The 24,389-nt window shown below is 50.9% G+C and carries 25 protein-coding genes and 5 pseudogenes; 21 read left to right on the top strand and 9 right to left on the bottom strand.

The features are described 5' to 3' along the window. Positions 1-624 precede the first annotated feature (624 nt). Positions 625-1,599 (top strand): GlxA family transcriptional regulator, encoded by a 975-nt coding sequence (locus IFT75_RS20945; protein WP_192056605.1) that lies wholly within the window; start codon positions 625-627, stop codon positions 1,597-1,599. A 133-nt stretch (positions 1,600-1,732) separates the two neighbouring features. Then, positions 1,733-2,380: pseudogene (locus IFT75_RS20950) on the top strand (hypothetical protein); the annotation flags it as partial. 18 nt (positions 2,381-2,398) lie between these two features. Here IFT75_RS20950 and IFT75_RS20955 read toward each other — a convergent pair. Next, a complete protein-coding gene (locus IFT75_RS20955; RefSeq protein ID WP_122797564.1) occupies positions 2,399-3,421 on the bottom strand; it encodes a GlxA family transcriptional regulator in 1,023 nt (340 codons plus the stop codon). Between the two features lie 132 nt (positions 3,422-3,553). Here IFT75_RS20955 and IFT75_RS20960 point away from each other — a divergent pair, with 132 nt between their 5' ends. The 4 genes and pseudogenes from IFT75_RS20960 to IFT75_RS21460 all read left to right on the top strand — a co-directional run. After that, entirely contained in the window at positions 3,554-4,444 is an 891-nt protein-coding gene (locus IFT75_RS20960) for an MBL fold metallo-hydrolase (RefSeq protein WP_192056607.1), read from the top strand. A 101-nt stretch (positions 4,445-4,545) separates the two neighbouring features. After that, positions 4,546-5,091 carry a cysteine hydrolase family protein gene (locus tag IFT75_RS20965; RefSeq protein ID WP_192056608.1) on the top strand — a complete coding sequence of 182 codons (546 nt, stop codon included), beginning with the start codon at positions 4,546-4,548 and terminating at the stop codon, positions 5,089-5,091. 464 nt (positions 5,092-5,555) lie between these two features. Next, the gene (locus IFT75_RS20970; protein WP_244652204.1) at positions 5,556-6,146 is read left to right on the top strand and encodes a methyltransferase domain-containing protein; all 591 of its coding nucleotides are present in this window, start codon (positions 5,556-5,558) and stop codon (positions 6,144-6,146) included. A 232-nt stretch (positions 6,147-6,378) separates the two neighbouring features. Then, positions 6,379-6,722, top strand: a pseudogene (locus tag IFT75_RS21460) (integrase core domain-containing protein); the annotation flags it as partial. A gap of 92 nt (positions 6,723-6,814) precedes the next feature. Here the strand turns inward: IFT75_RS21460 and IFT75_RS20975 are convergent. Both IFT75_RS20975 and IFT75_RS20980 read right to left on the bottom strand, forming a co-directional pair. Next, positions 6,815-7,327 (bottom strand): CinA family protein, encoded by a 513-nt coding sequence (locus IFT75_RS20975; protein WP_192056609.1) that lies wholly within the window; start codon positions 7,325-7,327, stop codon positions 6,815-6,817. A 16-nt stretch (positions 7,328-7,343) separates the two neighbouring features. After that, a complete protein-coding gene (locus IFT75_RS20980) occupies positions 7,344-7,568 on the bottom strand; it encodes a DUF2188 domain-containing protein (RefSeq protein ID WP_192056610.1) in 225 nt (74 codons plus the stop codon). Positions 7,569-7,741: 173 nt separating this feature from the next. Between IFT75_RS20980 and IFT75_RS20985 the strand changes: the two genes are divergently transcribed. Continuing rightward, complete coding sequence (locus tag IFT75_RS20985) at positions 7,742-7,978, top strand: DUF6555 family protein (RefSeq protein WP_192056611.1); 237 nt, start codon at positions 7,742-7,744, stop codon at positions 7,976-7,978. Positions 7,979-8,215: 237 nt separating this feature from the next. After that, on the top strand, positions 8,216-8,584 hold the full coding sequence (locus IFT75_RS20990) for a histone-like nucleoid-structuring protein, MvaT/MvaU family (protein WP_192056612.1): 369 nt from the start codon (positions 8,216-8,218) through the stop codon (positions 8,582-8,584). 44 nt (positions 8,585-8,628) lie between these two features. Here the strand turns inward: IFT75_RS20990 and IFT75_RS20995 are convergent, their stop codons facing one another. After that, a complete protein-coding gene (locus IFT75_RS20995; RefSeq protein ID WP_192056613.1) occupies positions 8,629-8,919 on the bottom strand; it encodes a hypothetical protein in 291 nt (96 codons plus the stop codon). 448 nt (positions 8,920-9,367) lie between these two features. Between IFT75_RS20995 and IFT75_RS21000 the strand changes: the two genes are divergently transcribed. The 3 genes from IFT75_RS21000 (at position 9,368) to IFT75_RS21010 (ending at position 10,677) form a co-directional block, all read left to right on the top strand. Then, positions 9,368-9,589, top strand: coding sequence for a PLD nuclease N-terminal domain-containing protein (locus IFT75_RS21000; RefSeq protein ID WP_192056614.1), 222 nt, complete (start codon positions 9,368-9,370; stop codon positions 9,587-9,589). A gap of 45 nt (positions 9,590-9,634) precedes the next feature. After that, positions 9,635-9,871 (top strand): hypothetical protein, encoded by a 237-nt coding sequence (locus IFT75_RS21005; protein WP_192056616.1) that lies wholly within the window; start codon positions 9,635-9,637, stop codon positions 9,869-9,871. Positions 9,872-10,146: 275 nt separating this feature from the next. Beyond that, positions 10,147-10,677, top strand: coding sequence for a hypothetical protein (locus tag IFT75_RS21010; protein WP_192056617.1), 531 nt, complete (start codon positions 10,147-10,149; stop codon positions 10,675-10,677). Between the two features lie 88 nt (positions 10,678-10,765). On the opposite strand, the pseudogene IFT75_RS21015 reads toward IFT75_RS21010, so the two are convergent. Beyond that, positions 10,766-11,067, bottom strand: a pseudogene (locus IFT75_RS21015) (DUF3313 family protein); the annotation flags it as partial. Positions 11,068-11,395: 328 nt separating this feature from the next. Between IFT75_RS21015 and IFT75_RS21470 the strand changes: the two are divergent. After that, positions 11,396-11,614 (top strand): annotated as a pseudogene (locus IFT75_RS21470) (SH3 domain-containing protein); the annotation flags it as partial. A gap of 19 nt (positions 11,615-11,633) precedes the next feature. Here IFT75_RS21470 and IFT75_RS21475 read toward each other — a convergent pair. Continuing rightward, entirely contained in the window at positions 11,634-11,789 is a 156-nt protein-coding gene (locus IFT75_RS21475; RefSeq protein WP_244652207.1) for a hypothetical protein, read from the bottom strand. Positions 11,790-11,991: 202 nt separating this feature from the next. On the opposite strand from IFT75_RS21475, the gene IFT75_RS21480 reads away from it, so the two are divergent. Next, on the top strand, positions 11,992-12,537 hold the full coding sequence (locus IFT75_RS21480; protein WP_244652203.1) for a DUF4062 domain-containing protein: 546 nt from the start codon (positions 11,992-11,994) through the stop codon (positions 12,535-12,537). A gap of 562 nt (positions 12,538-13,099) precedes the next feature. Here IFT75_RS21480 and IFT75_RS21030 read toward each other — a convergent pair. Next, positions 13,100-13,555 carry a helix-turn-helix domain-containing protein gene (locus IFT75_RS21030; RefSeq protein WP_192056619.1) on the bottom strand — a complete coding sequence of 152 codons (456 nt, stop codon included), beginning with the start codon at positions 13,553-13,555 and terminating at the stop codon, positions 13,100-13,102. 159 nt (positions 13,556-13,714) lie between these two features. On the opposite strand from IFT75_RS21030, the gene IFT75_RS21035 reads away from it, so the two are divergent. The 3 genes and pseudogenes from IFT75_RS21035 (at position 13,715) to IFT75_RS21045 (ending at position 15,012) form a co-directional block, all read left to right on the top strand. Next, complete coding sequence (locus IFT75_RS21035; RefSeq protein ID WP_192056644.1) at positions 13,715-14,110, top strand: DUF6957 family protein; 396 nt, start codon at positions 13,715-13,717, stop codon at positions 14,108-14,110. A gap of 40 nt (positions 14,111-14,150) precedes the next feature. Further along, positions 14,151-14,620: pseudogene (locus tag IFT75_RS21040) on the top strand (hypothetical protein). 2 nt (positions 14,621-14,622) lie between these two features. Then, a complete protein-coding gene (locus IFT75_RS21045; RefSeq protein ID WP_192056620.1) occupies positions 14,623-15,012 on the top strand; it encodes a hypothetical protein in 390 nt (129 codons plus the stop codon). Positions 15,013-15,737: 725 nt separating this feature from the next. Here IFT75_RS21045 and IFT75_RS21050 read toward each other — a convergent pair. Beyond that, positions 15,738-16,925, bottom strand: a complete 1,188-nt coding sequence (locus IFT75_RS21050) for an MFS transporter (protein ID WP_192056622.1) — start codon at positions 16,923-16,925, stop codon at positions 15,738-15,740. A 436-nt stretch (positions 16,926-17,361) separates the two neighbouring features. Here IFT75_RS21050 and IFT75_RS21055 point away from each other — a divergent pair, with 436 nt between their 5' ends. The 3 genes from IFT75_RS21055 to IFT75_RS21065 are packed head-to-tail and all read left to right on the top strand — an operon-like array spanning position 17,362 to position 20,339. After that, positions 17,362-18,597, top strand: coding sequence for an MFS transporter (locus IFT75_RS21055; protein WP_244650890.1), 1,236 nt, complete (start codon positions 17,362-17,364; stop codon positions 18,595-18,597). Positions 18,598-18,639: 42 nt separating this feature from the next. Then, a complete protein-coding gene (locus IFT75_RS21060) occupies positions 18,640-19,545 on the top strand; it encodes a LysR family transcriptional regulator (RefSeq protein ID WP_192056626.1) in 906 nt (301 codons plus the stop codon). Between the two features lie 14 nt (positions 19,546-19,559). Beyond that, the gene (locus IFT75_RS21065) at positions 19,560-20,339 is read left to right on the top strand and encodes a cyclase family protein (RefSeq protein WP_192047609.1); all 780 of its coding nucleotides are present in this window, start codon (positions 19,560-19,562) and stop codon (positions 20,337-20,339) included. A 45-nt stretch (positions 20,340-20,384) separates the two neighbouring features. On the opposite strand, the gene IFT75_RS21070 is transcribed toward IFT75_RS21065, so the two are convergent. Then, positions 20,385-21,452 (bottom strand): porin, encoded by a 1,068-nt coding sequence (locus IFT75_RS21070; RefSeq protein ID WP_192056627.1) that lies wholly within the window; start codon positions 21,450-21,452, stop codon positions 20,385-20,387. A gap of 375 nt (positions 21,453-21,827) precedes the next feature. Between IFT75_RS21070 and IFT75_RS21075 the strand changes: the two genes are divergently transcribed. Both IFT75_RS21075 and IFT75_RS21080 read left to right on the top strand, forming a co-directional pair. Beyond that, entirely contained in the window at positions 21,828-22,829 is a 1,002-nt protein-coding gene (locus IFT75_RS21075; RefSeq protein ID WP_192056629.1) for an AraC family transcriptional regulator, read from the top strand. 156 nt (positions 22,830-22,985) lie between these two features. Next, positions 22,986-24,386, top strand: a complete 1,401-nt coding sequence (locus tag IFT75_RS21080; protein ID WP_192056631.1) for a purine-cytosine permease family protein — start codon at positions 22,986-22,988, stop codon at positions 24,384-24,386. Positions 24,387-24,389: the final 3 nt, after the last annotated feature.

Here is a 24,389-nt window from a genome sequence, read left to right on the forward strand (position 1 = left end):
CGGCTGAGGCCTACTGGGCCTCAGCCGCCAATGTTTTAACGTGCCCTGCTTTCCATACCTGTTCATCGAAAGAGGAAATAACCTGATAAAACCCCAGCACCATTGGAAATTAGATCAATAAAATTCCACACTCGAATTTAATTATACGGGATCGCAAAGCAAGGAGGGCTATCAAATCTTGCAGGTGACTCGACACGAAATGAGCATGCATAGCATTTTGATCATGCCATAAACACTCTACTACCCAGCCATCTGATTCGGAACCTTTTTTTAACTCGCATGTTGCATTACCCACAGAATCGCTTTCTAACAATTCAAGAACGTGAGATATCCTGTTCTGAAAATCATCATCCATCTTAATCTCGAATCCCATAGCTGTTCTCATAAGACTCGGCATAAATTAAACCTCCCAGCTGAAAAGAATTTATAAATTTAGGTAAACTGCTAAATTAAATATAGACAAACCGAAATATTACTAAAACCTCAGTTACCATCGATCCAACCTGCATAACTCTCAAGAGGCTAAAATAAACGAAAATTGGTAAAAAAAATGCCAAAACGTTGCCGATTCCTGCCAAGATTCACAAATCCGCATAGTAGTCTCTAGACGAGGGTCGATCGCAGATGCCTGCCAAATGTATTCAGTTCGTTACCTATCCTGAAGTCAGCCTGCTTGACTTAGCCGGCCCTTTAGACGTTTTCATTGCTGCCAACCATTTTGCGCAAGCTGATCATGCACCATATTCATTATCCATTCTGTCGTTAGATCCAACTACGGAGATATTTCCTAGTTTCTCGTTCAGCGCCGAAGTCTTGGGCATAGATACACCAGCACCGCACACGCTGATCGTGCCGGGCGGGCCTGGAATTCACAACTTTTGTGAACATCCAGATTTCTTTAGAAGTTTTGTAGGGCATTGTGAAAAAGCATCTCGCTTAGTTTCAGTTTGCACAGGGGTCTTTGCACTGGCGACTGCCGGAAGATTAGACGGACGAAATGTCACAACACACTGGTCGGCCTACGATAGGCTGGAAATTGAATTCCCATCTATCAAGGTGAAGCGCGGGCCTATATTTATTAACGATGGAGATATATGGACATCTGCTGGCGTCACCTCAGGAATCGATTTAGCTCTTGCAATTATCGAGGCAGACCTGGGGTATGCTACTGCACTAGAGGTTGCACGACATCTGGTTGTCTTTCTGAAGCGTTCCGGCGATCAGAATCAGTTCAGTTCAACACTAACCCTACAGTCAAAGAGCAGCGATTTCTCCGACCTTCACGCATGGATCAACACTAATATTAGTGGCGATCTATCGGTATCTTCACTAGCAAACTTCATGAATATGAGTGAGCGAACATTTGCTCGAAAATATCGTGAGGACAGTGGGTTTACACCTAGCAAAATGGTCGAAAAAATCCGCTTGGAAGCCGTTTGTCATATGCTGCTAACGTCACGTACGCCACTCAAAACAATTGCCCGAAAATGCGGCCTATCTAATGAAGCGACCTTGATACGTAGTTTTATGAAAACCTATGCTGTGACGCCTGGCGAGTATCGCGAACGCTTTAGGTCTGGCGAGGAAGCACAAGAATGAGTGCTCAGAGCGTTTGCACCTACGAATGACTTTGAGCTTGTAACCCTGCTTGAGATCTAAGTAGAAAAAGTTTCTCAACCCTATCTTTTGTTTTACGCATCAGGCTGATAAGTGTCGATAAGTCACGTTCATTGATTGGATCGAACTGATCTCAAGGCCTGGCTATCAGGTTTATATCGCACCCTCTGCACCCAATGGCAAACCGCTTCAGGTGCAAGGCTTCATCAAAGCTTTTGAAAAGGCCGCACGTTTCAACGGTGAAGCGTTGCACCAGCTTCAGGAGTACGAAATACCGTTGGTGGGCCTCGATCACGCGATGACGTTGGTGTATCGCCAGGAGTATGCGAAGACACTTGGCAGCCACAAGGTTCCTACCGTACTCCTGCCGCAGGAGTGGCTCGCCAATACGCTTCCACAGTCGCAAATTGTGAAAGATGCCGAACCCTATCATTTCCTTCCCCACTGCACTGAAAAGACAAATGAGCCAAACAGCATCGTTCTTTGGCAGCGAGTCTATGAGCGCATGGGACTGAAGATGAGCGTTCAAGCCAGCGGATGCTGTGGCATGTCCGGCACCTATGGGCATGAAGCAAAGAACGCTGGCACTTCTGGCGTAATTTACAAACAGTCATGAAGACCGCTTGTGAAAAAGCTTAACGCTTGAGGCCGGTAATTGGCTGACGGATATTCTTGCCGAAGCCAAGTTAAGCGACAGGACGCAGTAACCATCTTGCATCCGCTGCAGGCGCTGCTCGCAGTGGTCAGAGATGATACTGCCTGACCACTCGAGATCTCTATTTCATGCAGGAGAGTGAGCCGACTCTTTGGCGATGAGCGTACTGCCGCTCGTCTTGCGGCCTGGGTTCATTTTGTGAGAAAACGCCCGTCGGTATTCAGACGGCGATGTCCCGAGATGAACAGCGAATTGTTGCCTCAGCGACAAAGGCGTTCCGAAACCTGCCTCGCCGGCAATACATTCGATCGGCAAATCGGTGGTTTCCAATAGCTCTTGTGCTCTGACGACGCGCTCTGCGTTCAACCATTTCGAGACGGTACTGCCAGTGGTGTCTCTGAATCGCCGGGTAAATGTACGCCTGCTCATTTTCGCCTTGTCCGCCAGCACGTCGAGCGTCAGATCTTTGGCCAGATTCTTCCGGGCCCACCCTAGTACATCAGATAAGTGCGTCTCGCTGGATAGCTGCGGCACCGGGTGCTCCACGTATTGCGCTTGGCCTCCCTGCCTGTGCGGCGGGGTCACCAGCATCTTCGCGGTGCGATTCGCGATATCAGCGCCAAGTCGCTGGCGTACCAGATGAAGGCAGCAATCGATTGCCGCCACAGTACCCGCCGAGGTCATGATGTTGCCATCACTGACATAGAGCACTTCGGGCCTGAAACGAACTTCAGGAAAACGGCGTGCGAACTCGTCGCGGGCTGCCCAGTGAGTGGTGGCTTCTTTACCGTCAAGCAGTCCCGCAGCCCCGAGCACAAACGCGCCCAGGCATAAGCCCACGATGAGTTTTTCCTGAGTGTTCGCGAGCTGCAAGGCTTTCACAAGTTCTGCAGACGCAGCGACCGATTGATCGCCCCACGCCGGAATGACAATCACGTCGGATACCTCCATCAGCTCCAGACCGTGACTGACCTTTAGGCCGATGCCTTGGTCGCTGCTGACCATACCTGGCGACTCTGTGAAGTAGCTGACCTCGTATTGAGGTTCGCCAGGAGCGGATTGAGCCGTCCCCAGCACCATTCCGGGCACGGAGAGATGGAACAGGCTCACGCCTTCGAAAGCCAGAACAGCAACCCTGATGGATTTCATCGGTAAGCCTCACATTCGTGAACACCGCTGATTACATGGCCCGATTATATCGAAATATGTCATTCAGGCCACTGGTACCCTGTATACCGTTGCATGAGAATGGGGTCATAACCTATTCAAAGGACTAAGCCCATGAATCTCAAAACACTTCCCATCGCCCTGAGCATTGCTTGCGCTGCGGCCACTCCGTTGGCATTCGCAGGTTCCGACGCTCACAGAACTCCCGATGCAGCTCATAAAGTCGGTTTGCAGCAAATCCGTAATGCAACGGTGAAAATCTCTTATGGCGACACAACTTTTATGATCGATCCGATGCTGTCCAAGAAAGGTACTTACCCAGGATTTGACAATACTTACCGCAGCAACCTGCGTAATCCCCTCGTCGATCTGACAGAGTCGCCCGAAGAAGTGATTTCTGGCGTAGACGCTGTCATCGTCACGCATACGCATCTCGATCACTGGGATGATGCCGCTCAAAAAGCGTTACCCAAAGACATCCCTCTGTTTGCACAGCATGAAGACGATGCGAAATTGATTCGCTCCCAAGGTTTCAAGAATGTGCGCGTGCTGACTGACGAAGCTGAATTCGGCGGCGTCAAAATCACCAAGACCGGTGGGCAGCACGGTACCGACGAGATGTATGCCGTTCCAGCTCTCGCGAAGCCTCTGGGCGAAGCAATGGGCGTAGTTTTTCAGGCGCCGGGCTACAAGACCTTCTACCTCGCCGGCGACACAATCTGGCGAAAAGAGGTTGATCAGACCATTGAGAAATATCATCCCGAAGTCATCGTACTGAATGCCGGGAAAGCAATGATGACCGGCTATAAGGGATCGATCATCATGGGCGAGGAAGACGTTTTACGCGCCTCAAAGGCTGCGAAGGACGCGAAAATTGTCGCAGTGCACATGGACGCAATTAACCACATGTCCCTGACTCGTGAAGAGCTACGCACATACGTCAAAAAGCAAGGTATCGAGAGCCGGGTCGATATTCCGGAAGATGGCGCTTCGCTGGAATTCTGACTCAAACCTTTTAGGTTCGGAATAAGGCAGGTGCTCAACCTGCCGATCTGAGCCTTCACTACCCAATCCCTATACTCGGATAATTTGACCGGAGAACGTTCATGAAACGTGGCCTTATAGTAGTCGATCTGCAAAACGAATACCTGCCCACCGGCAACCTGCCACTGATCGGCATTGAAGCGGCTGTCGCAAACGCTGTTCGAGTGATCAGCTACGCGCGCCGAACAGATGTTGCTGTTTTTCACATTCGGCACGAGTCCGGTGATGAAGACGCTCCGATTTTCGTCAAGGGCTCTAGCGGCGCAGGCATTCAACTTGCTGTTGCCCCTGTAGGTCACGAGCCTGTGATTGTAAAAAAACACATCAACGCCTTCCGTGAAACTGATCTTAAGCAGCAGCTGGAAGCTGCGGATATCCAGGAAATCGTGGTCATCGGTGCCATGAGCCATATGTGCATCGACGCGGTAGTGCGGGCGGCGGCAGACATGGGCTATCCCGTTACCGTTCTGCACGATGCCTGCGCTACCTTGGATCTCACATTCAACGGTGTAAACGTTCCCGCCGTCCAGGTGCATGCAACGATGATGGCAACTTTGGAGTTCGGCTACGCTACCGTCAAATCGGTGGACGAGTACCTGACGGCTTGACTGCGTGGCTACACGATTAAGCGGGGCCCTTGGGGCTCCTGTTTTCATCAACGCATCCATACTCAATTTCCAGGGCCCTTACTTGAGCGCTAGGCGTCCAGACCGATTTGTTTAAGCAATCCGGCCGTCTCATCTTCTAGGTATCGCGCCAGAGCTATCCTGCATGCCCTGCAATTTTGGGAAGATCAACTACACCCTTGAGAAATTGGGACTCACCGATCCTAGAGATAGGGAACCCGTTAGCCGCACTTGGGATGGGCTTGAGAGATTGCTCACCTATTCAACCGCGATTCAGTAGTGCTTTGGCCAACTCTTTGTTCGACCGACGTATTCCGGATTCGCACGGCCCTAGGACGCTGAGATGAGTGACAACCCTTAGATATTGCTCAACCCCAGGCGGGGCTAGATTGCGTGAAGCATTGCCCCTGTATCAAACTCCTAGATAATTTTCTGGGAGCTACCTAATGACAACCGCTAGCCACAATTTCACTACCCGACTTCTGATTGATGCTGGCGTCAGTACGGGCATGCGGGTATTGGATGTCGGATGCGGGACAGGTGACCTCGCTTTTCTGGCCGCAGGCCTAGTCGGCCCCTGTGGTGAAGTAATCGGAATAGACCAGGATGACAGACCTTTAAAGGTGGCCCAAAGCCGCGCGGGCGCGTATCAGCGACGGACACCAACTTTCATACAAGGCGAACTCCTTGCCCTTCCAAAATCACTAGGCTTTTTCGATGCCATCGTAGGACGACGGGTGTTGATGTACCAGGCTAACGCGATTGCGGTCATAGCCGCATTGAGTGCTCATCTTGCTCCCGGGGGAGTAATGGTTTTTCAGGAGCACGATACCACTATGGTTCCAGCGAGCTTGGATTCATTCGTCCTTCACAAGCGGGTTCAAGGCTGGATACGGGAAATGATCGCTCGTGAAGGAGCTGACCTGCATATCGGCTTTAACCTCCATAACATATTTACGAAAGCAGGGCTGGGAGTCGGCGGTCTTCGTGCTGAATGTATCGTTCAGACCCCAGACGTGTCCTACGAATTAGGGTGACATCGTCCAGGCCTGCTTGCCACGCATTCTCGATCTCGGAGTAGCATCTTCAGACGAGATTGGCATGAGCACGTTGCACCAGCGGTTGGACAAAGAGCGAACCCAGTCGGAGGGTATCTACATCGGTGATGTGATGTTCGGCGCTTGGGGTCGCATGCTTACCCAATGAAACGTCAGCGACTTGAGGTCAAGCCCGTGCTTGTAGCCTACTAAGCGAGCCAAGCATTCAAAGGCTTACGAGCCACGGGGCCGGCCGCAAAACGTGTTGTTTCACAGTGATCATGGCAACCAATACGGGAGCAGAGCTTTCCGCCAGAGGCGTGGCGATATCGCTCCAAACAAAGCATGAGCCGGCGTGGTAACTGCCACGACAATTCACCGATGGAGCGGCTATTACGTAGCTCGAGAACTGAATGGATACCGACTGTGAGCTACATGAGCGCTGCGCTGGCAAATCAGGATATCGGTCGGTATCTGATGCAGCAGTACAACTGACGGCGACCACACCAGTTCAATCAAGGGTCAGCGCCTGCGGTCGCTGAGGAAAAACTTAACGAAGTGTCCGGGATCAGTTGACCACTACACGATGCCGGTCAGTAAATTAAGGTGCCGGTAGCGATACCCAGTCATAGGGGCGTTACCGGCAATTTTCCAACTGGCCCTACGGCTCACAGGCCCTCGCCTCTTAGCGCTTTAGAATGGAGCGGCTGCAACTGTTCCAAGGCGTACAGTGAAGCGGCGATCTGCACCTCGAGTCGATCACCTTCAAAATGACGAGTGTCAGTAAAACTAGCATAGCGATCTTTCATCGCGAACAACCATGCAAAGCATATTGTCCCCGGCGCAATCCCCTCTATAGAATCGGGGCCAGCAACCCCAGTAGTGGCTATCGCCACGGTAGCGGGCCCACCCTTTAGCGCACCGTATGCCATTTCGCCCGCAACCTGCTCGCTCGTGAGGCCGTATTGATTGATCGTGTCGGCTTCGACGTGCAGGATCCGCTGTTTGGCTTCAGGAGAATAAACGACGTACCCGCTCTCCAGAAGCTGACCAGCGCCGGGCACGGAGGCCACTAAGGATATCATTTGGCCAGCTGTACAGGACTCTGCCGTGGACAGCAGCAACGAGTTCTGCCTGATGTATTCAGTGATCCTAACCAGCTCACTTTGATAATCGTCCATGAATCGCTCCACGGTATTAGCCTTTGGACTTTTTAGGGTCGGCGCTACGAGGATACGTGCGCTCCTCTTGGATGGTGCCATCTTCTTTATGGATCTTCAGCGAAGCGGTCTTTCCAGCAAGAAAATCAGTAGCTAATTTGACGATCTCTGCCTTCGTTTTCGCCGTCTTCGAAGCTCGAGTAGCGCCTTGTTTCTTCAGCTGCCAGCCGTCGGTGCTAGTGGTGACGTGGTAGTTTTCCATACCAATTCCCTCTGCGAATAGGACTCGTGTGTATCTGACAGTGAGCTCCTGAGTACCGACAAGTTCAGAATGGTTACTGCAGCGACCTACTCCGACGAATGCATTGGCGCAGAAGGAATTTTTCAATGCGACGGAAATCAGTTAGCCTACTCACGCTTTCAGGGGCGCTCCACATGAATAGCCATCTCTATATTATCGACTACATCATCCATGGCCAGCCCAGGAGCTTCGTGGTTCGCGCCGATAAGATGGATACTGTTGCCGCATGGCACTGGGCAAGCTGCGATGCCGGTTTTGGGTACATCCCGAAGAGTTCTCGCGACAAAACTAGAAAGACATCGAGGCCTGAGGCCGAGCGCCTTGGAATATCAGAAATGAAATGGCGCAGCGCGGAGCCCTCCGTTGCCTGAATCAGCTTAACTGATGCTAAAACGGCGAATTAGGCAATTCGGATAAAAGGCCGCGAATTGCTTGATCCAGAATGGCGCAGCAGATTGGCTAAACCTCTCGTCAACTGAACCACCAGGCTCAACATCCCGATTGAGGCGATCCGTACTATCGGCACAACGTAAATTTGATTACTACCGTGCAGATCTTGCCGTAGTGAGCCATAATCTATTTACTCTTAATCATCTCAGGAAATACGAATGTCTAAACTCGCTGAATTCCGCCGTCTCGAACGTCATCTTGCCGAACAACTCGCTGCACTGGAAGCCATGAAAGGCGACAAGGGGCTTGAGCAAGAAATCGAATTTGAGAGCAAATTGCGCGCTTTGCTGGGTGAATATAACAAAAGCCTAGGGGACATCATTGCGATCCTGGATCCCCAGAATGACTCCAAATCTACCCGTACTGCGCCTGCCCCGGCCAAGGCGAGCCGGAAAGCTCGTGCATTGAAGGTCTATAAAAACCCGCATAATGGCGAGGTGGTCGAAACCAAGGGCGGCAATCACAAGACCCTAAAAGAATGGAAGGCAGAGCACGGCTCGGACACAGTCGAGTCCTGGTTGTCCTGATCGCATCTTCTAGGCGCGTAGGCGTTGTCAGTGCACCTACGGGCTCAGCCCAGCTTCCGAATGCGGGTTGAGAACTCGGTGACCTGCTCGGAAGATAAGCATTCGAGGCTCCCGAAGTGTTGAAGGTGCTGAACCATGATCTCGCGGCTTCCCGGTTGGCCGCTGACAATACGTCTGCAGGTCTTCTCCAAAATCAACCTGGCGAGCTCTGGATTGTCGATTTTTGACGCGTCAAAAGCTAAGGCAACCGCGCTCGCCAGCTCTCCCAGATCCGGATTTGCTCTGTGCAAGGCGCGTAGGGCGTTTAGTTGCCTAGCTGTGATCGGTAGCGACATGAACCCTCCTGGATCAACGTGTAACGAGCACGCTTGCCGCGTCTTTTAGACATTCTCTACGGGCCTTACACATGAGCCAGTAAGGTTAGTTGATAGGTTTTCCGCGCGTCAACTTGATCGCGTCGCAATCCGCTTATCGAGGGCCTACTCAATGCCGTGTCTTACACGCGACCGTATCAACTGGTGCCCCTTGAATGCGCTTGGATGGCTATGACATACATTCACACATAGCCGTGACCGATAAACAGCGCCCATACCGCAAGGTTGTTGGAGCATACAGCACCTGCGTTACGATTTGAGATACTTCGCGGTAGGGTTGTAGCGTACACCTGCATCAGTCGTACCGATCCGCCATACAGTAGACGGTAGATCGCCGTTTGGAAGTGGCCGGGAACTTGCGCAGGCCGGTGCTCCTCTCCTGTAGGTGATCCCTCAGGAGTGATGAACCATGGAAAACTCAATTTTCTGGACGGCGTCCGCTGTGATCGTCTTGCTGTTAGACGTCTGGGTACTGACAAGCGTGTGGCGAAGCACCAAAAGCTCTGGTACGAAGCTAGGCTGGACGGTGTTGATCTTCATATTGCCGGTTGTTGGACTCGCTATCTGGGGCATCGCGGGGCCAAGAGGTGTTGCTATCCCCCCAACATCTGATAGCCATAGCAAAGGCTGAAGCCAATCATATCAAACCGGTAGAAATCGTTCATTGGAGATAACCATGTCAGACTCAAATTCGTATGATATAGCGGATGGCACCCAGTTCCCGCCTGAAAATACTGATCCTCTTAGCCCTGGCCGTACTGACTTGAATCCGAGTGATGAAGAAGGCATTGATGAGCTGCCTAACAACGAAGTTGATGCGCCAAGTGATGAGTCAACTAATCCCTACGAGAAGGGCGTACCTGATATCGATCCCGACAACGCTGAAATGGATGACCAACCAAACCCCCGATAACTTGATCAGCTCATTGAATGTCGTGCGATGGTCTGAATTCTAGACCATACTGGAAATGGATCGTTAGCCGAGCGGCAAGGAATGTCCCTAACCAGGGGCATTCCGCCGATTTACAAAGGTCTCGTGCTCAAGCTGTTACTCTAGAGCCTGCATTAACACAGTGGTGACGCTCAAAACTTGTAGTGGAGTGTCTGCTTGATGCTGGTTTCGGGGCTCCAGAGCGACTTGATTTTTGGGTAGGCGCTATCTCGCCTCAGCTTGCAAGGAATGGATCATTGAAGCGAATCATTACTGGTGATACCCTCAAAGATGTACATCATGAAGACCCATCTAAAATATTCGTGACGGTACGCGACCGACTGGATTTCTACCGGAACGAAATTCAATGTGAAACAACTGTTCTGTCTGACCGCAGCAATGCTTACCTAGGCGCGCAATCGTTTTTGGTCGTTGTCTACGCGTCAACTATGGCGAACCTGAATTCAGAGTGGGGCAAATTCTTCACCCTGGTGCTACCCGTTCTCTTAGCCTTGTTTGGAGTATTTCTTTCGATTCAGGCTTGGCCAGGACTGAAATCGTCTTACGACGTTATCGACCATTGGTACGCCAAGCAAACATTCATGTTGCGCAACGAACCGCTAGCAAGTCTTGACCGCGATGATGCTCCTCTCTTTCACTATAGAGAGACAATGCAAAACGGAAACAATAAAGCTCTTGCATTTTCAATGCGTACGCCATGGATATTCGGTAGTTTGTGGGTCTTACTAGGCAGTTTTACTCTTTATGTACACGTTGGAAGTCAGTAATCGCAAATCTGAATTACCTTGCAGTTATGCTAATGAGCGAACATAACTAAACGTGCTGCCCAGTTGGGTACTCAGCGCCACCCTAGGACTATTTTGAGTCCGCCCTAAGCCGTTCATAGGTCAAGCGCATGTCAGAAGCCCAACCGTCCACCACTGGCTTGACGTCTTCAAGCTTGAGTTGTGTTTGATCATTTTCTAACGGTTTACCTCTGCCTTTGCGTACCACCTCTGCCAGCACTTGGTTGCTATCGGTATCCAGAAAAGCCGCCTCCTTTGCGATTTCCACTGTCTGGTCGCGACCGCCCGCAGCGGTGTTTACTGCTGCGGCGACTAAAGCGATAGGGATTACCTCATAGGCTTGAGGCCTTCCAGGCGTGTCGAAACTGGTGTCTGATCACTACAGAGCCGCAGCAGACATGTTCGTGAAATGGGCGTTGAGCGATTCAAGACACTGCAACGTTGAAGTTGCCGAATGGTTCCCTTCCCCTGAGGCGAGAAGTCGGCTGCTTGAGGTACCGTATTTTTCGCAAGCCCAAGCTTTTGGAACTGAACAGGATGCAAAAAGTGGAAGCTTGGCTAAGCTAGCAATAGGTGATGACGTCAGGTTGGTCAGGAAAACAGCCGTTGTAATGCGTGCCAAATGAGAGCAATGGATATGCGCAAGAAGTCCCAGTCATGGTTTGTCCCGCTCCTGATTCTTTTTGCCGTCCTATGGGCAATGGGGAAGAAAGACACTCCTCCTGCCCCGTTACAGCCAAGCGCCCTGAGCACACCGAGTACGCTAGGGTCGATTTCGCCGACCCCGTCCTCAGCGCCGGCCCTTGTCTCTTCGACTGAGCACTTTGTGAGCGCTGATAATCTCAATGTCAGGGATCAACCAGGCGGAAAGGTCATCTCCAAACTGAAGCGCGGGGAAAAAGTTCAGGTCTTCGAGACGAGGAATGAATGGGCACGCATCAGCATTGATGGTCAGTCTTCGAAATGGCTTTCAGCAAAAAGCCTGTGCAGCGGATCGGGCTGTTACGTCGTTTCGAAACCCAAACCAGTGGCTCAGCCAGCACAGCCTGCTCGCCAACAAAGCGCTGGGTACGGGTCGTCTTGTCCTTGCTCATCGGGCAACGTGTGCATCGGGCCTCGCGGAGGTCGTTACTGCATTACCACCGGCGGTAACAAACGATACGGCGTCTGATCTGAATGTGGATGCGTTTGATCGTATAGCCGGTGATCTGCCCTCTACCGTCAGGACTGTCCGCAACAATTACACCGCGCAGTAGTCCAAAGCGGCACATATGCCAGCGTTCAGAGGATGCACTGATGAAGGTGTTCATAAGCTCCGTTGTAAGAGGATTCGAGCAGTTCAGAGTCGCAGCCAAAGACGCCGTGGAAACACTAGACATGAAACCGGTCATGAGCGAGCACTTCGGAGCGCGAACCTACTCGTCGGAGCACGCTTGCCTAACAGAGGTCGACCAGTGTGACGTATACATCCTCATCTTAGGCGCTAATTACGGCTATGAACCCCAGCCGGGTATCTCGGTTACGCAGCAAGAATTCCGCCAGGCAGTGAATAAGCGAAAACCGGTTCTGGTCTTCATCCAGCAGACTGACTTTGACGCGAAGCAGGCCGTGTTCGTCAACGAGGTATCTGACTACAAACAAGGTTTTTTCAGAGCCTCATTCTCAGATCCCCAAGAGCTGTTGAAAGCTATCGTCCAAGGCCTAAGCAGGATGGAGAAATCCAAAACTCACTTCCCGAGAAAGCATTTCACGAGCGCATCACAGAGGCATCAAGCTTTCGCTCCTACGGCGGGCACTCATACGCGCCGCAGCTTGAGTTTGCTTTTTTGCCCCAACCTTTAGAGCAACATGCTGTGCATGGAGCTGCCTCACGCCGCGATGAAATTTTCCAAAGCTTTCATAACCTAGGCTTGGCGAAATTCAAGCAAGGCTACGAAGAGTGGGACGACAGATCGTTCACAGGTTTGAAATCTGGAGATACGTCCTGGCGCGTTTTCGACGACGGGCTCGTCCTCTTGGAAACTGATGCAAGCATGCCAGTGGAGGGGCGTACTCCGGGTCTCTATTTCGTGTCACCGACCAACCTGTCAAAGCTGATTGTGTCGTGCTTCGAGGTAGCCGCGTTCTGCAGTGGTTGGTATCGAATTAGGTTGAAGAATTTAGATATGGCGAAGATAGAAGAGCCGCCAGCAACGGCGCCTAGCAGCTACTCCATGCCTATGCGCCGTGAAAAGGTAGTTAGTGAGTCGCGACTTTTCATCCCTGCTACACGACCCATGGTGGAGCTATGGACACAGGAGAGCATCGTGAGAATGGCCAGAAGCTTGGCTTATTGATAAATGCCCCATGAGGGAAGAAACCCGCCCACCTCGTACCTCGGCCACCATGATCCAAGGTAGTTCGGTCAATCGTCAGCGTGCCACAGACGCCCAACGGTGCTTCTGGGTAATCCCAACTGCCTGCAGATCTCTGCCTGAGAAAGACCTTCTGCCTTGAGTTTGCGTACTGCCTCGAGCCTTTCTGCGGCTGCGATTCTCTGTGATGTGGTGAGCTTTTGCGGCTCGGCAGGCAGAGGTTCATCGAGAATTCCTAGCCGCATGAGTTCTATCATCGCTTCATTCAAGACGGAGCGTGCTGTCTTTCCCTCATCGGCTGCGGCCACCAGTGTGAGCAGCGCTAGAGGCTTTAGGCCCAGCGCCTGAGCCAGATCAGCACTCAGATCGATAGTCGGTGTCGCCGTCGCAGCCTCTAAGCGGCTTATGTAAGCTTGGTCAGCTTGATGCTGAAGGTCTGCTTGCAATAAGCCATTTCGAATCCTCAGCCACTGTAGCGTCGCCGCATAAGCCTTCCGCAGGGACATCCAACCTACCTCTCCCAAAAAAGAGACGGTATGACGCGTTTGCTAGATCCCACACAAATGCATATAATCATATCGATGGGATTTCTGGCTTGTTGCCCGGTATTTTGCGTGTTCGCAGAGCCTGGATTTTTGGGTTCGCACCATGAGGATCATCAATTTATGGGTAATTCTTCGGAGCATGAGTTGCTCCGCGAGGGTGAGATATCGTCCTTTGGAACGGAGCTGCCTCAAACCGAAATAGAGGCATTGGTGGCGGATCAATTCGGCCGGAAGCCGTACTGTTTGGTTGAGGACTGGCTGATCTTTCATGTGGACGAGCCTCCTGAATCGCTCGACAGGGTGCGTGCCATAGGCCTGCAGCCAATGTTCCTTTATTCCCATTGCGTCGCCTACGACAACCAAGGGCGGTTTCCTCCTGGCGGGTGGGTGCGGTCGACCTTGTGCAAATCGTTCGACGGCGCTTGCCTGTTCGAGACGCGCAACACGGTTTACGTGCTGATGGGTAAGGGACGGGAGATGACTGCTTCATTGAAGACAATATTCGACTTACGTTAATCGCGGGGGCTAGACGTGCCTGCTTCACACGAGAGACACGATGTTCCGGATTCACATGCAAGACCAGGCTGGCCCTGTTGGGATGTTTGGAGAAAGCCGGCGCACTTTCACGCGGTGTCATGATCTCTCGCAACGCATTGGTATCACGTCAGTATCAAGCGCTGGCATGAGGGGCGATTCCGGGCTTATGAGGAGATGGTCAGCGATGAGCCTCGACTCGTAGAGTTGTTGATAGCCCAGGATGACAGCCTAGCGGTAGAAGACGTTCAGGTCGTCACACCAGCCTGGATGAATAAAGGATCGAGTTGGAAAATGGAAAAACTGACATCTCTGCCGATGGGCTTCAACCAGGTTGAGGTGCCGATCTGCGTGCTCGAGGTCGAAGGCGGTCAGGTGTACGTGAATACGCATCAGCATGACCTTGATATTAGCTCCCTGACCGAGGTGAAGGAGTTCTACCGGCGCAGTGCTGCGACCACTGATTTGGCTTCAACAGCGGAGGCTATGTAGCCATGGCCGAGATCAACACTGTTGCGGTCGACTTGCACGTTAAACGCTACTCGGACTTTGACCTGCTTCGCCTCGCCAGAGCAGCGAGACAGGATTACGACGGGCTGGTTACTGCGTTTCTGGTGGGTGTCCACATTCATGCCTGCAGCGCCGTCGGTGTTGTCTTCAGTCACATTTCCCCAGGGCCATACCAACGATTTGCGGATGGTCGTCTGATTCGAACATCGGATATTCAATCTGCGACGAAGCAAGGCAGGTTTTGGGTAATCAACACAGTCAACTCGAAGTACGTTATTGCGACGTTCAGGCGTGATGTGGGACGGCGTAGCCTGCATGAGTTCATCCGTATAGCCGAAGACAGGTATTTGCCAACGCCTGATCGCCTTCAGTAGCCCTTCGTTGTCCCCCGTCTCGGGCCGGCTGTCGTAAACCAAGTCCCGCTTTAGCGGGTCTTGGCCCTAGCGGGCTTCCATCCTCACGCCTGCGGCCATCCCCGGCCTGCGCGCTCAGCTTGCGGTTTGATCGCAAATCACTTGGCCGGGCCTCTACCCCTACATTGAACCTCGAACAGTATAAAGATGCCGCCAGAAGTCCTGCCCGAGATCGACATTGGAGAGTTTTGTCAGCGCTATCCGCAGCTGTTTTCTGATCCTAGCGTCGATGTGATTTACTGCGGGCAATCCGAATAAAACCTGGTGGCACCCTGCTGATCCTACCCAGCAACGGCGCAGGCGATGACTGCTCCCGCTTCGCCAACAAAATGAGCTGTTTATCCACAGGTCGTAATGCAAAGCTTGGCTATTAGTCAGATCACCACCAAACCGCTATCGATTGAACAAGATTTGGATTTGTGCAGAAGACTGGGCTGCGGGCTAGAAATTGCAGAGAGCAAGCTGTCGACTGACTACAGTAAGGCGAAAGACCAGCTTGCGCACATTAAAGAATCAGGCATCCGTATCACCTCCATACAACCAAGAAAAGTCCCTGCTTCAGGCTGCATTGCTTCGGCGGCCGTCGACACATTCTTCTACATCACTGATCTCTGCACCACCCACCGCACGCATGCGAGATTCCGAATGTTATCGAATCATGCTACGTCAGTATCTACAGTGACTGATTAATCGCCACCCTTCATTCGCCTCGCGATCAGATATACCCCTAGGCCAATTAAAGCCGTAGACGCACCAATGTATCCAGTACTCGTCCACCCCAAACCAGCAGTGATAGCCATGCCGCCAAACCATGGCCCTAGTGCGTTCGCCAGATTGAACGCTGCGTGGTTCGATGCCGCTGCCAGGCTAGGCGCCTCATGGGCGATGTCCATCAACCGAATCTGCAGCGGAGCAGCCAATGCCAGCATAGTACCTACCAGGCCTATACCAATCGCCACACCCCACAGCGAACCTGCAGCAAAGGGAAAAAACAACAACACTGCTATCGACCACACCAGCAACACTCCTACCGCACGAAATTGCAAGCGATCGAAAAGCTTGCCGCCGACGATGTTCCCAATAATACCGCCTACACCAAATGCCGCCAGGCCGAGCGGAATCCACTCCGGTGATGCATGCGTTACCTCAAGCATCGTCGGGGCCAAATAGCTAAACACGCAGAACATGCCCGCAAACCCAATGGACGCAATGGCAAGGGCCATCCATACCTGAGGATGCTTGAAAGCGCGCATTTCCTTGATTGGATCGCTACGCAATTCATCACGACGGTTAGGCACAAAGCGCCACACTAGGGCAAGAGAGGTGATCGCGATCAGCCCCACAAGCGCGAATGCAGAGCGCCAACCGAAAAATTGCCCTAACAGCGTCGCAATAGGGTTACCTAACAGCATCGCTAAGGTAAGCCCCATCATCACTCGTGCCACGGCGGCGGCTCGCTTGTTTGCAGGCACCATGCTTGATGCTACTACTGCGGCAATACCGAAAAAGGCGCCGTGAGGAAGACCGCTAATGAAACGAAACACCATCAGGGTCTCGTAGCTCGACGTGAACGCAGTCGCTAGATTGCCTATGGCATACAGGGCCATCAGCAGGATCAAGAGGTGTTTGCGCAGCAACTTGGCTCCGAGGATGGCCAGTAGCGGGGCACCTACCATAACGCCCAAGGCGTAGGCACTGATGGCATGCCCAACCTGCGGCTCACTTAAGTGAAGGTTGGTTGCGATGTCAGGCATCAGTCCCATGATGGCGAACTCACCTGTTCCAATGGCAAAGCAGCCAACCGCCATGGCTGCTTCCGTTTTGGAAGCGGAGCGGGAGGGTAGGACAATATCGGGGGCTAGCGGAATGGACATGAACGTCGCCTGTTCTAAAGGTGGTAAAGGAAAGAATGGGTAGCACTGACGCACCAAGGTCTCAGACACGTTCCCACCAGATTAACCTTGCAATCAACCAGCCAGATAGGCCAGCCGATGCTCACCAATGCCTGTGCACTGGGTCATGGCAGATAACGAGTTGATCTGATGATGAGCACGAACTCGCAGGCCGAGTAATCGCAGGTATGCGACACCGAAATTCCGGCCTCTACCCTGACGAATAACCCCAAAATCAACGAGGAGCGGGTGCCGGGAAGGCCGGCCGCATTAGCGAGGGATGTTCGTAAGCATATGGAATGTACTGACGCAAAGGGGAAACAATGCGTTGCATAAACTGAACAATGAGATTGGTACTATATGCTTACTCCATGAGAATCCAGATATGCGAAATCGTCCACTTTTGATATTAATGTTGATGCTCAGTGCTCTTGACCTTGCCAGTACCGGTGCATTTTATTTTTCACTTTCAGAAATAAAATCATTCTACGGAGTTAGCGAGCTCGAGCTCAACATGTTGATATTTCCGCCTACTATTATAGCGATCATACTTATTTCGCAAAACTGTCGCTTTATAGACTCGTTAGGTAGAAGGAAATTCCTGAGGTTTTTTCTAAGCGTCTACGTCTTAGGATGTGCGATTGGATTGGTCGGAGAAAATTTCATGTGGCTTCTTACCGCGCGCTGCATCATGGCGATAGGGGCAGCCGCTTTTGTAACCACTGCTCGAAGTCTTACATTCGAATTACATTCGTCAGACGAGAGAATGAGAGGGGTCAACTACTACGCTAGCGGTTTGGCCTTGGGGATGGCCTTGGGCCCCTTCATCGCCTCAAGCGTACCGTTTGGCCGTCTCATGCAGGCAGGCTTTGTAGTTTTCGGTCTTACAGCGTTAGCTTGTTTAGTCATAAATGAATTAACCATTGAACCTTCAAATGATTTCCACGCCCCTGCTCAGAGCCAGTATCAGAGCCAGCGCTCAATGGCAGCAATGCTGAGTCCGATAGTAATGCTCCTGATAATGCTAACATTCGCGCCATCCTTATACCGTGAAATGGGTACAGCGACGACATTAGTCTTAATTGGAGCAACTTGGTCGATCTACACTGGAGGAATTATATTATCAAGTTCAAAAACTCATAAATTCAGTATCTATAGTTTTTGGCGGAAAAGCAGGGCATTCCGGTTAGGAATTACTGCATTTAGTCTCTGCTTTCTGGTTATAGGATTCAACAGTTTCTATATATTCAATATCCTCAAAGATAGCAGTCAAATTACATGGGGTACGCTAGGCTCAGCCTATTCGACAGGATTTCTTTCGAGCCTGATCGCTTGGTTGGTCATGTATCACCTTCTTCCTAGAACGCAGGGCTCAAAGCCCTTCTGGATGACAGGAGTTGCTCTTTTTGGGCTGTATCTGGTTATCTTGGTTTGTATCACGAATGGTTACGGCGGAGTTAAGGCCTTTGCGCTCGGTGCTGCGGTGCTAGGCGTTGCTAGCATGTTCGTGCTGGCGTCGACGTCCATGCTGACTTTCCGAGATCTCCAGCAAAATCGCCATGAGTTCGGGCATGCGTTGCAGATTAAAAACGTGCTGAGCCAATTTTTCACGCTGATTGGTGTAATCGCAAGCCAGATCGTATTCTTGCACTGACAACCTGAATTATCGCGGCTGAAGATATCGAGGCAATGGACGATGAACCTGAACGATCTGTACTACTTTTTTTTAGTCGTCAAGCATGGCGGATTTTCAGCAGCCGAACGGTCTTCAGGGTTGACAAAATCTGCACTGAGCAGAAGGATTACCCAACTGGAAGAAAGACTACAAGTTCGATTAATCAATCGAAACACTCGAAACTTCTCACCTACCCCTGCTGGGCTGACGCTTTACGAGCGTACCCAGTTGCTTGTGCAAGAGGGTGAAGCTGCGTATGCATGCATGGCTACCCTCACCGATCATCCATCCGGACAGCTTCGGGTGCTGGCTCCAACTTTATTGGCGCAACTTAACCTCGCAATATTGCTACCTGGCTTCCTGAAAGCTTACCCAGAAATAAAAATCGTTGTGGAAGCTAGCGATCAAAGCCTGGAAATAATCGAAAACGGTTTTGATGTCGCATTTAGAAACAACAAGGACATTGATCCAAGCTCGGGGCTCATCGCAAGAACCATAGCTGAAATTGAGCTCATAGTGGTATGCAGTTCTGACAGCCCTGATATTGGAGAATTAAAAGCCCCATCAGATCTCAAAAAACGCCGCCTAACCAGTTCAGTGCTTGACCGCCTTGAAGGTGCAGTTGAATGGACTTTTATTAAAGACGGCGAAAGTCGAACAATCAAATTTCAACCATCACTGTTTTGCCTAAATCCAGCAGTACAACTGGAGGCGATCAAAAATGGAAGTCTTATCGGCCTGATCCCCAGCGTTCTTGCCGAAGCTGATATAAAAAACGGAAGCGTGTTGCGGATTCTACATGAGTGGCAAACGGAGACTTATAAAATTTACGCAGTTTACCCATCTCGTAAAAATATGAATCCCGCCCTGCGCGCCTTCCTAGATTATATGTACCTACATCTCCCAAGGCAGATCGCCGGAATTTAATTCGAGGAACAATTATGTCAAGCGTTCGCCAATTGGCCGAAGATCTATTAAATAGCAAAATTGAAATTGTTGATCTGTCACACACATTAAAGTCTGAGTTCCCGACCCTTACACTTCCTCCGCAATTTGGTCAGACATGGGCGTTCAAAAAAGAGGAAATTTCGCGCTACGATGAGCGCGGGCCAGGTTGGTACTGGAATAACTTTTCCTGCGGCGAACACACCGGAACTCATTTTGATGCGCCTATCCACTGGTACACAGGGGCCGATGCTCCAGAAAACTCAGTTGACCGTATTGACCCAAAGCGATTTATGGCTCCGGCTGTGGTAGTAGATGCTTCTCACGAAGTGACTAAGAACCATGACTGGATTCTCGAGCCCGAATTCATACTTGAATGGGAAAACGCACACGGTAGGATCACCTCTGGATCATGGTTCCTTTTTAGAACGGGCTGGTCGGAGAAAATCGATAACCCTCTCGAATTCGCGAACTTAATCGACGGCTCGCCGCACACCCCTGGCCCTAGCCAGCGCACGGTGGAATGGTTGATCGAAGAGCGTAATATCGTCGGCTTCGGCGTCGAGACCATTAACATCGACGCAGGGCAATCCGGTAGCTGGGAAGTCCCATACCCTTGCCACAACCGGATGCTAGGCGACGGTCGATTCGGTCTGCAATGCCTGAACAATCTGGAGAAGCTGCCACCAACGGGGGCTGTCATCGTCTCGGCACCCTTAAAAATCGAGGATGGCTCAGGTAGCCCGCTACGTGTATTGGCCATCTTCGACCGATAGTGAGTCTAATCCCCAACGCCTCATTCTAGGCGTTGGGGGCGGCCCTTACTCGTAGTAAAAACGTAGCCCGACTTGAAGAACGCTCTGTTCTCTCGCATCGGAAACACCATAAGCGCCAGAGATGTACGCATTCTGCCCAGTGCCCCCGGTGACCTGATAGACACCCGATACATAGCCCAGTAAATATCGATTCAGGTTATAGAAATAGGTAATACCCATCTGGTTCGCGCTTGAATCCCCAAGTTTGGCATTACCATCCATGTAAGCGTAGTTCGCGTATACGCCTGATTTATCATCGAATGGAACCAATAGGCCAAGCAGATAAGAATCAATCCCTGCGTCGCTATAGGTGTTGTTTGTCTTGGTGTATAACCCATCTAAAACAACATTTCCGAACTCATAAGCAAAACCGGCGCCGTAGTTCTCGATACCGTCTTTTCCGTCATTAATAGATTTATGCTCGGCGTTGGCGTAAGCCGCTGTCAATCTTAAAGGCCCTTTAGAATACGCAGCACTGTAACTTGTCGTGCGGCCGAAATTGTTGGAGCTATCTTTGTCGCCCTCTGCATACATGGCGCCTAACACCACACCATTGAAACTAGGGGTTTTATATTTTATAGCGTTACCCGTTGGGAAGCCGCCTGCAATCCGGTTGTAGTCGATAGAACCGAAAGGTAGCCCTAAATTGAAAGGCCCGGCGTGAACTTGAAAAAGAGAAACATAACCCAGGTTTTTACCCCAGCGCTCTGCGGAAAGCGTTTCAAACATAAAATCCCACTGCTTACCGACAAAGACATCCCCATAAGGTGTCTTTACCCCACCATACGCCTGCCTACTGAAAATGCCATGACCGGTGATACGCAAGTCCTGCAGCGAGTAGCCGGACTCAAGTTTGAAAACTCCCTTATAGCCATCGGCGATGCTGCCCTCCCCCTTGAGTCCGAAGAAATTCGGCGAAAGCCGTCCCTCCTGATAATGGTACTCCTGCTCTCCTCCAATGTTATTATGGGTATTCCAACCCACGTCAGTCAGTATATATGGCTTAAGGAAATCCTCAGCACCAGCAATTACCGGTAAGCAAAGGAGGGAAGCCAAAGCAATAGCGCTCTTCATCATCAGCCTCTTTGTATTTATGAGTTACGGCAGATTTGAGTAGGTGTTTCGAAAAGGTGGTCTATGCCACCGTTTGCCGTTCCAATTCTGTGAGCGCTTCGTACTCGACGACTATCCAAAACAGATAAATTTTTTATCCGCTTCGTGGCCTAAGTTTGCAGTTCAGTTGAGAACTGTACGACTTTCATTAAGCTCATCCGCCGACAGCAACCAAAATAAACAGAGCAATATGGACGAAACGCGTTTTGCATATACATTTTACGCAAAGAATATCCACCTAGTGCAATAATTTTTGTTTAGAACCTCGCCCTGCTTGTAAAGTTTAACCGATCAATAGTCAATTGCGAACAAACATCAAAAGCAGCGAGCCTGATCATGAGAGCATTCAACGGCGTACCGCAGCTGGATATTGATATCTTTAGGAACGACGAGTCGGGCGCTCACGCTTGGATGACGAGTATTTGCGGCCCACATGATTTGAACGTCGCCCGACCTGGCCACGTTGACTTTCGACATGTGGGACGCGTGCTCAATACAGCTACCATTGGCTACATAGAGTATGGGACGGATGCCCAGATCGACGTGTATGAACTATCAAACTTCGATAATTTTTGCATCAGCCTGCCGATTGTAGGCTCACAGGAATTGATACTCCAAGGAAAAAGCATTCTCTCTGATCAAAATACCGGATGTATCATCGCTCCATTTCAGGCTCAGCGTCTTTCAATGGACAAGCCTTGCAAAAAAATCCAGCTTACCCTTCCATCAGCGCTCTTACACGAAAAGCTTGAACATCTCCTAAGACGCCGAGTAGCCAGCCGCCTTGAATTCTCACCCTCAATTGATGCGGCGAGCGGAGCATCGGGAAACTGGTGGGGACTTATCAAGTACTACCTTGACGAAAGCCCACTTGGTTTGAGTGCATTTGGAAAAATGCATCTAGCTGCTGAAATCGAGTCAATTATTGTAAAGAGCCTCTTATTCAGTCAGCCCAGCAACTACACCGACGAACTCACAGAGACAAGTGAAAAAACAATACCTCCACATATAAAAAAGGCGAGATGCTTCATAGAGCTTAATGCAAAGTACGAGCTCTCACTAGAGGACATAGAAACAGCTGCGGGAGTCTCACGCTACAAGCTATTGAATGACTTCAGGAAGTGCCTAAACACATCGCCCATGGCCTATTTGAAAAAATACAGACTTATGAAAATAAGGGAGGCACTACTTAGTGATCGATGTTCCACAAACGTTTCGACAGTCGCAATGAACTGGGGCTGCTCGCACCTCGGAAGATTTTCAACGGAGTACCGAGCCCTATTTGGAGAAAGCCCGAGCGTAACCTCACGCCGCTTCGACTCTAAAGCACATGAATAAAACATAATCAAGCGGTACCTTTTCGCAAGAACTGGATAGATCTTGCTCCTTATCTGGATTGGATTTTAGAGCATCCTGAGCGAACTTGTAGTTTCCGACAGGGCGTCAGTAACAGCTATTGATGAACACCGTTTGCCAACAATAACCGGAGAGCATATGGCCACCTTCAGCAAGTCAACAGACGATCACTCATTAGAGTCTGTGCCTCACAGTGAACGCCAGAACTGGCTTCAGTTAACCTGGAATACCACCGGAATCGTCACGACTCTCATCCAAATATTTCTCGGTGCACTGGTGACATTTGTTGCCGGCATCTGGATTGGTATAATTGCAGGCCTAGTAGTAACCGTGGTAGGCGCACTCTTGGGGTGGGGAGTTGGACATGTTGCCTACAAGACAGGGCTTGCCAGCTCTATGCTATCGCGTCAACACGGTTTTGGCCGAAAAGGTTCTGCATTGGTAGCGCTTACGTTCGGCTTTATGATAATTGGGTTCATCGCGCTTGAAAACGCCTTGCTTTACAAAGGTTTATTATTCTGGCTTGGCCTTGAAGATACCTTACTGCTGCAGGTAGCAGTTTATGGCGGGATGTCGGTTGTATGGATCCTACTTACAGCCTTTGGTTTCCAAGTGGTAGCTCGGTTTTCGTCCATCACGCTGGTTGCATTTCTAGCGCTACTGGTCTACATGATGTTCGACGTAATCCATTCGTCAGGTCAGAGCTGGGAAACAGTGTTGTCCTTCGGGGCGCAATTTCCTCCTGAGGCCTTGGCAGCTATGGGTGCGGACACCGATATGGGCAAATTCGTCTTCTGCATTAATGTGCTGATCGGCTCAGCAGGTGCTTTGGCACTTATTGATGGCGACCTGGGTCGATATGCAAAGTCCAGCAAGGACATTTTGGTCGCGGCCATTTTTGGCAACGTGTTCATGGACATCGTGATGCTCATTTTTGGAGCGGTCATTATGTATGCCGGTACAGAACGACTGGTAGAATACTATGTGGCCCGAGGCATGAACCACGAGACGGCATTGCAGGCGGTACTTCAAAGCCCGGACAGCGTTGCCGCTGCGTTTGTCATTTTTGCTGGTAGCCTTGGTGCGGTCATGCTTTTTCTTGCCCAGGGTAAAGCTCAGGTGCTCAACACGTACAGCGCTTCGTTGTCTCTTACAGGATTGGCAGACGTAGCGTTCGGATGGCGCCCTGGTCGCATCTTATTTGTCATCCTAGCCAATGTGCTGGCGTGCGTTATGTTGGCGGGATCTATCCTGGAGTGGGTCAACAGTTTCATCACCATCCTAGGAGTACTCACAACCTGTTTCGCCGGCATCATCATAGCGGACTATCTTATCGTGGCCCGCCTCGGATCGAATCGTTCAACACCCGAAGTAAACTGGGCTGGTGTAGTAACGGTTGGCATTGGCTTCGTACTGGCTCACTACGTACTCAAAGCATGGGTTCCCATTGAATTCGCTACATCATTGATAGCATCCTTCGTTCTTTATCCAACGCTTCGATTAGTTAGTCGAAAAAAATCACTTGCAGCGGCAACCTGATAA

The sequence above is a fragment of the Pseudomonas sp. CFBP 8758 genome, from assembly GCF_014841725.1.
Classification (GTDB): domain Bacteria; phylum Pseudomonadota; class Gammaproteobacteria; order Pseudomonadales; family Pseudomonadaceae; genus Aquipseudomonas; species Aquipseudomonas baltica.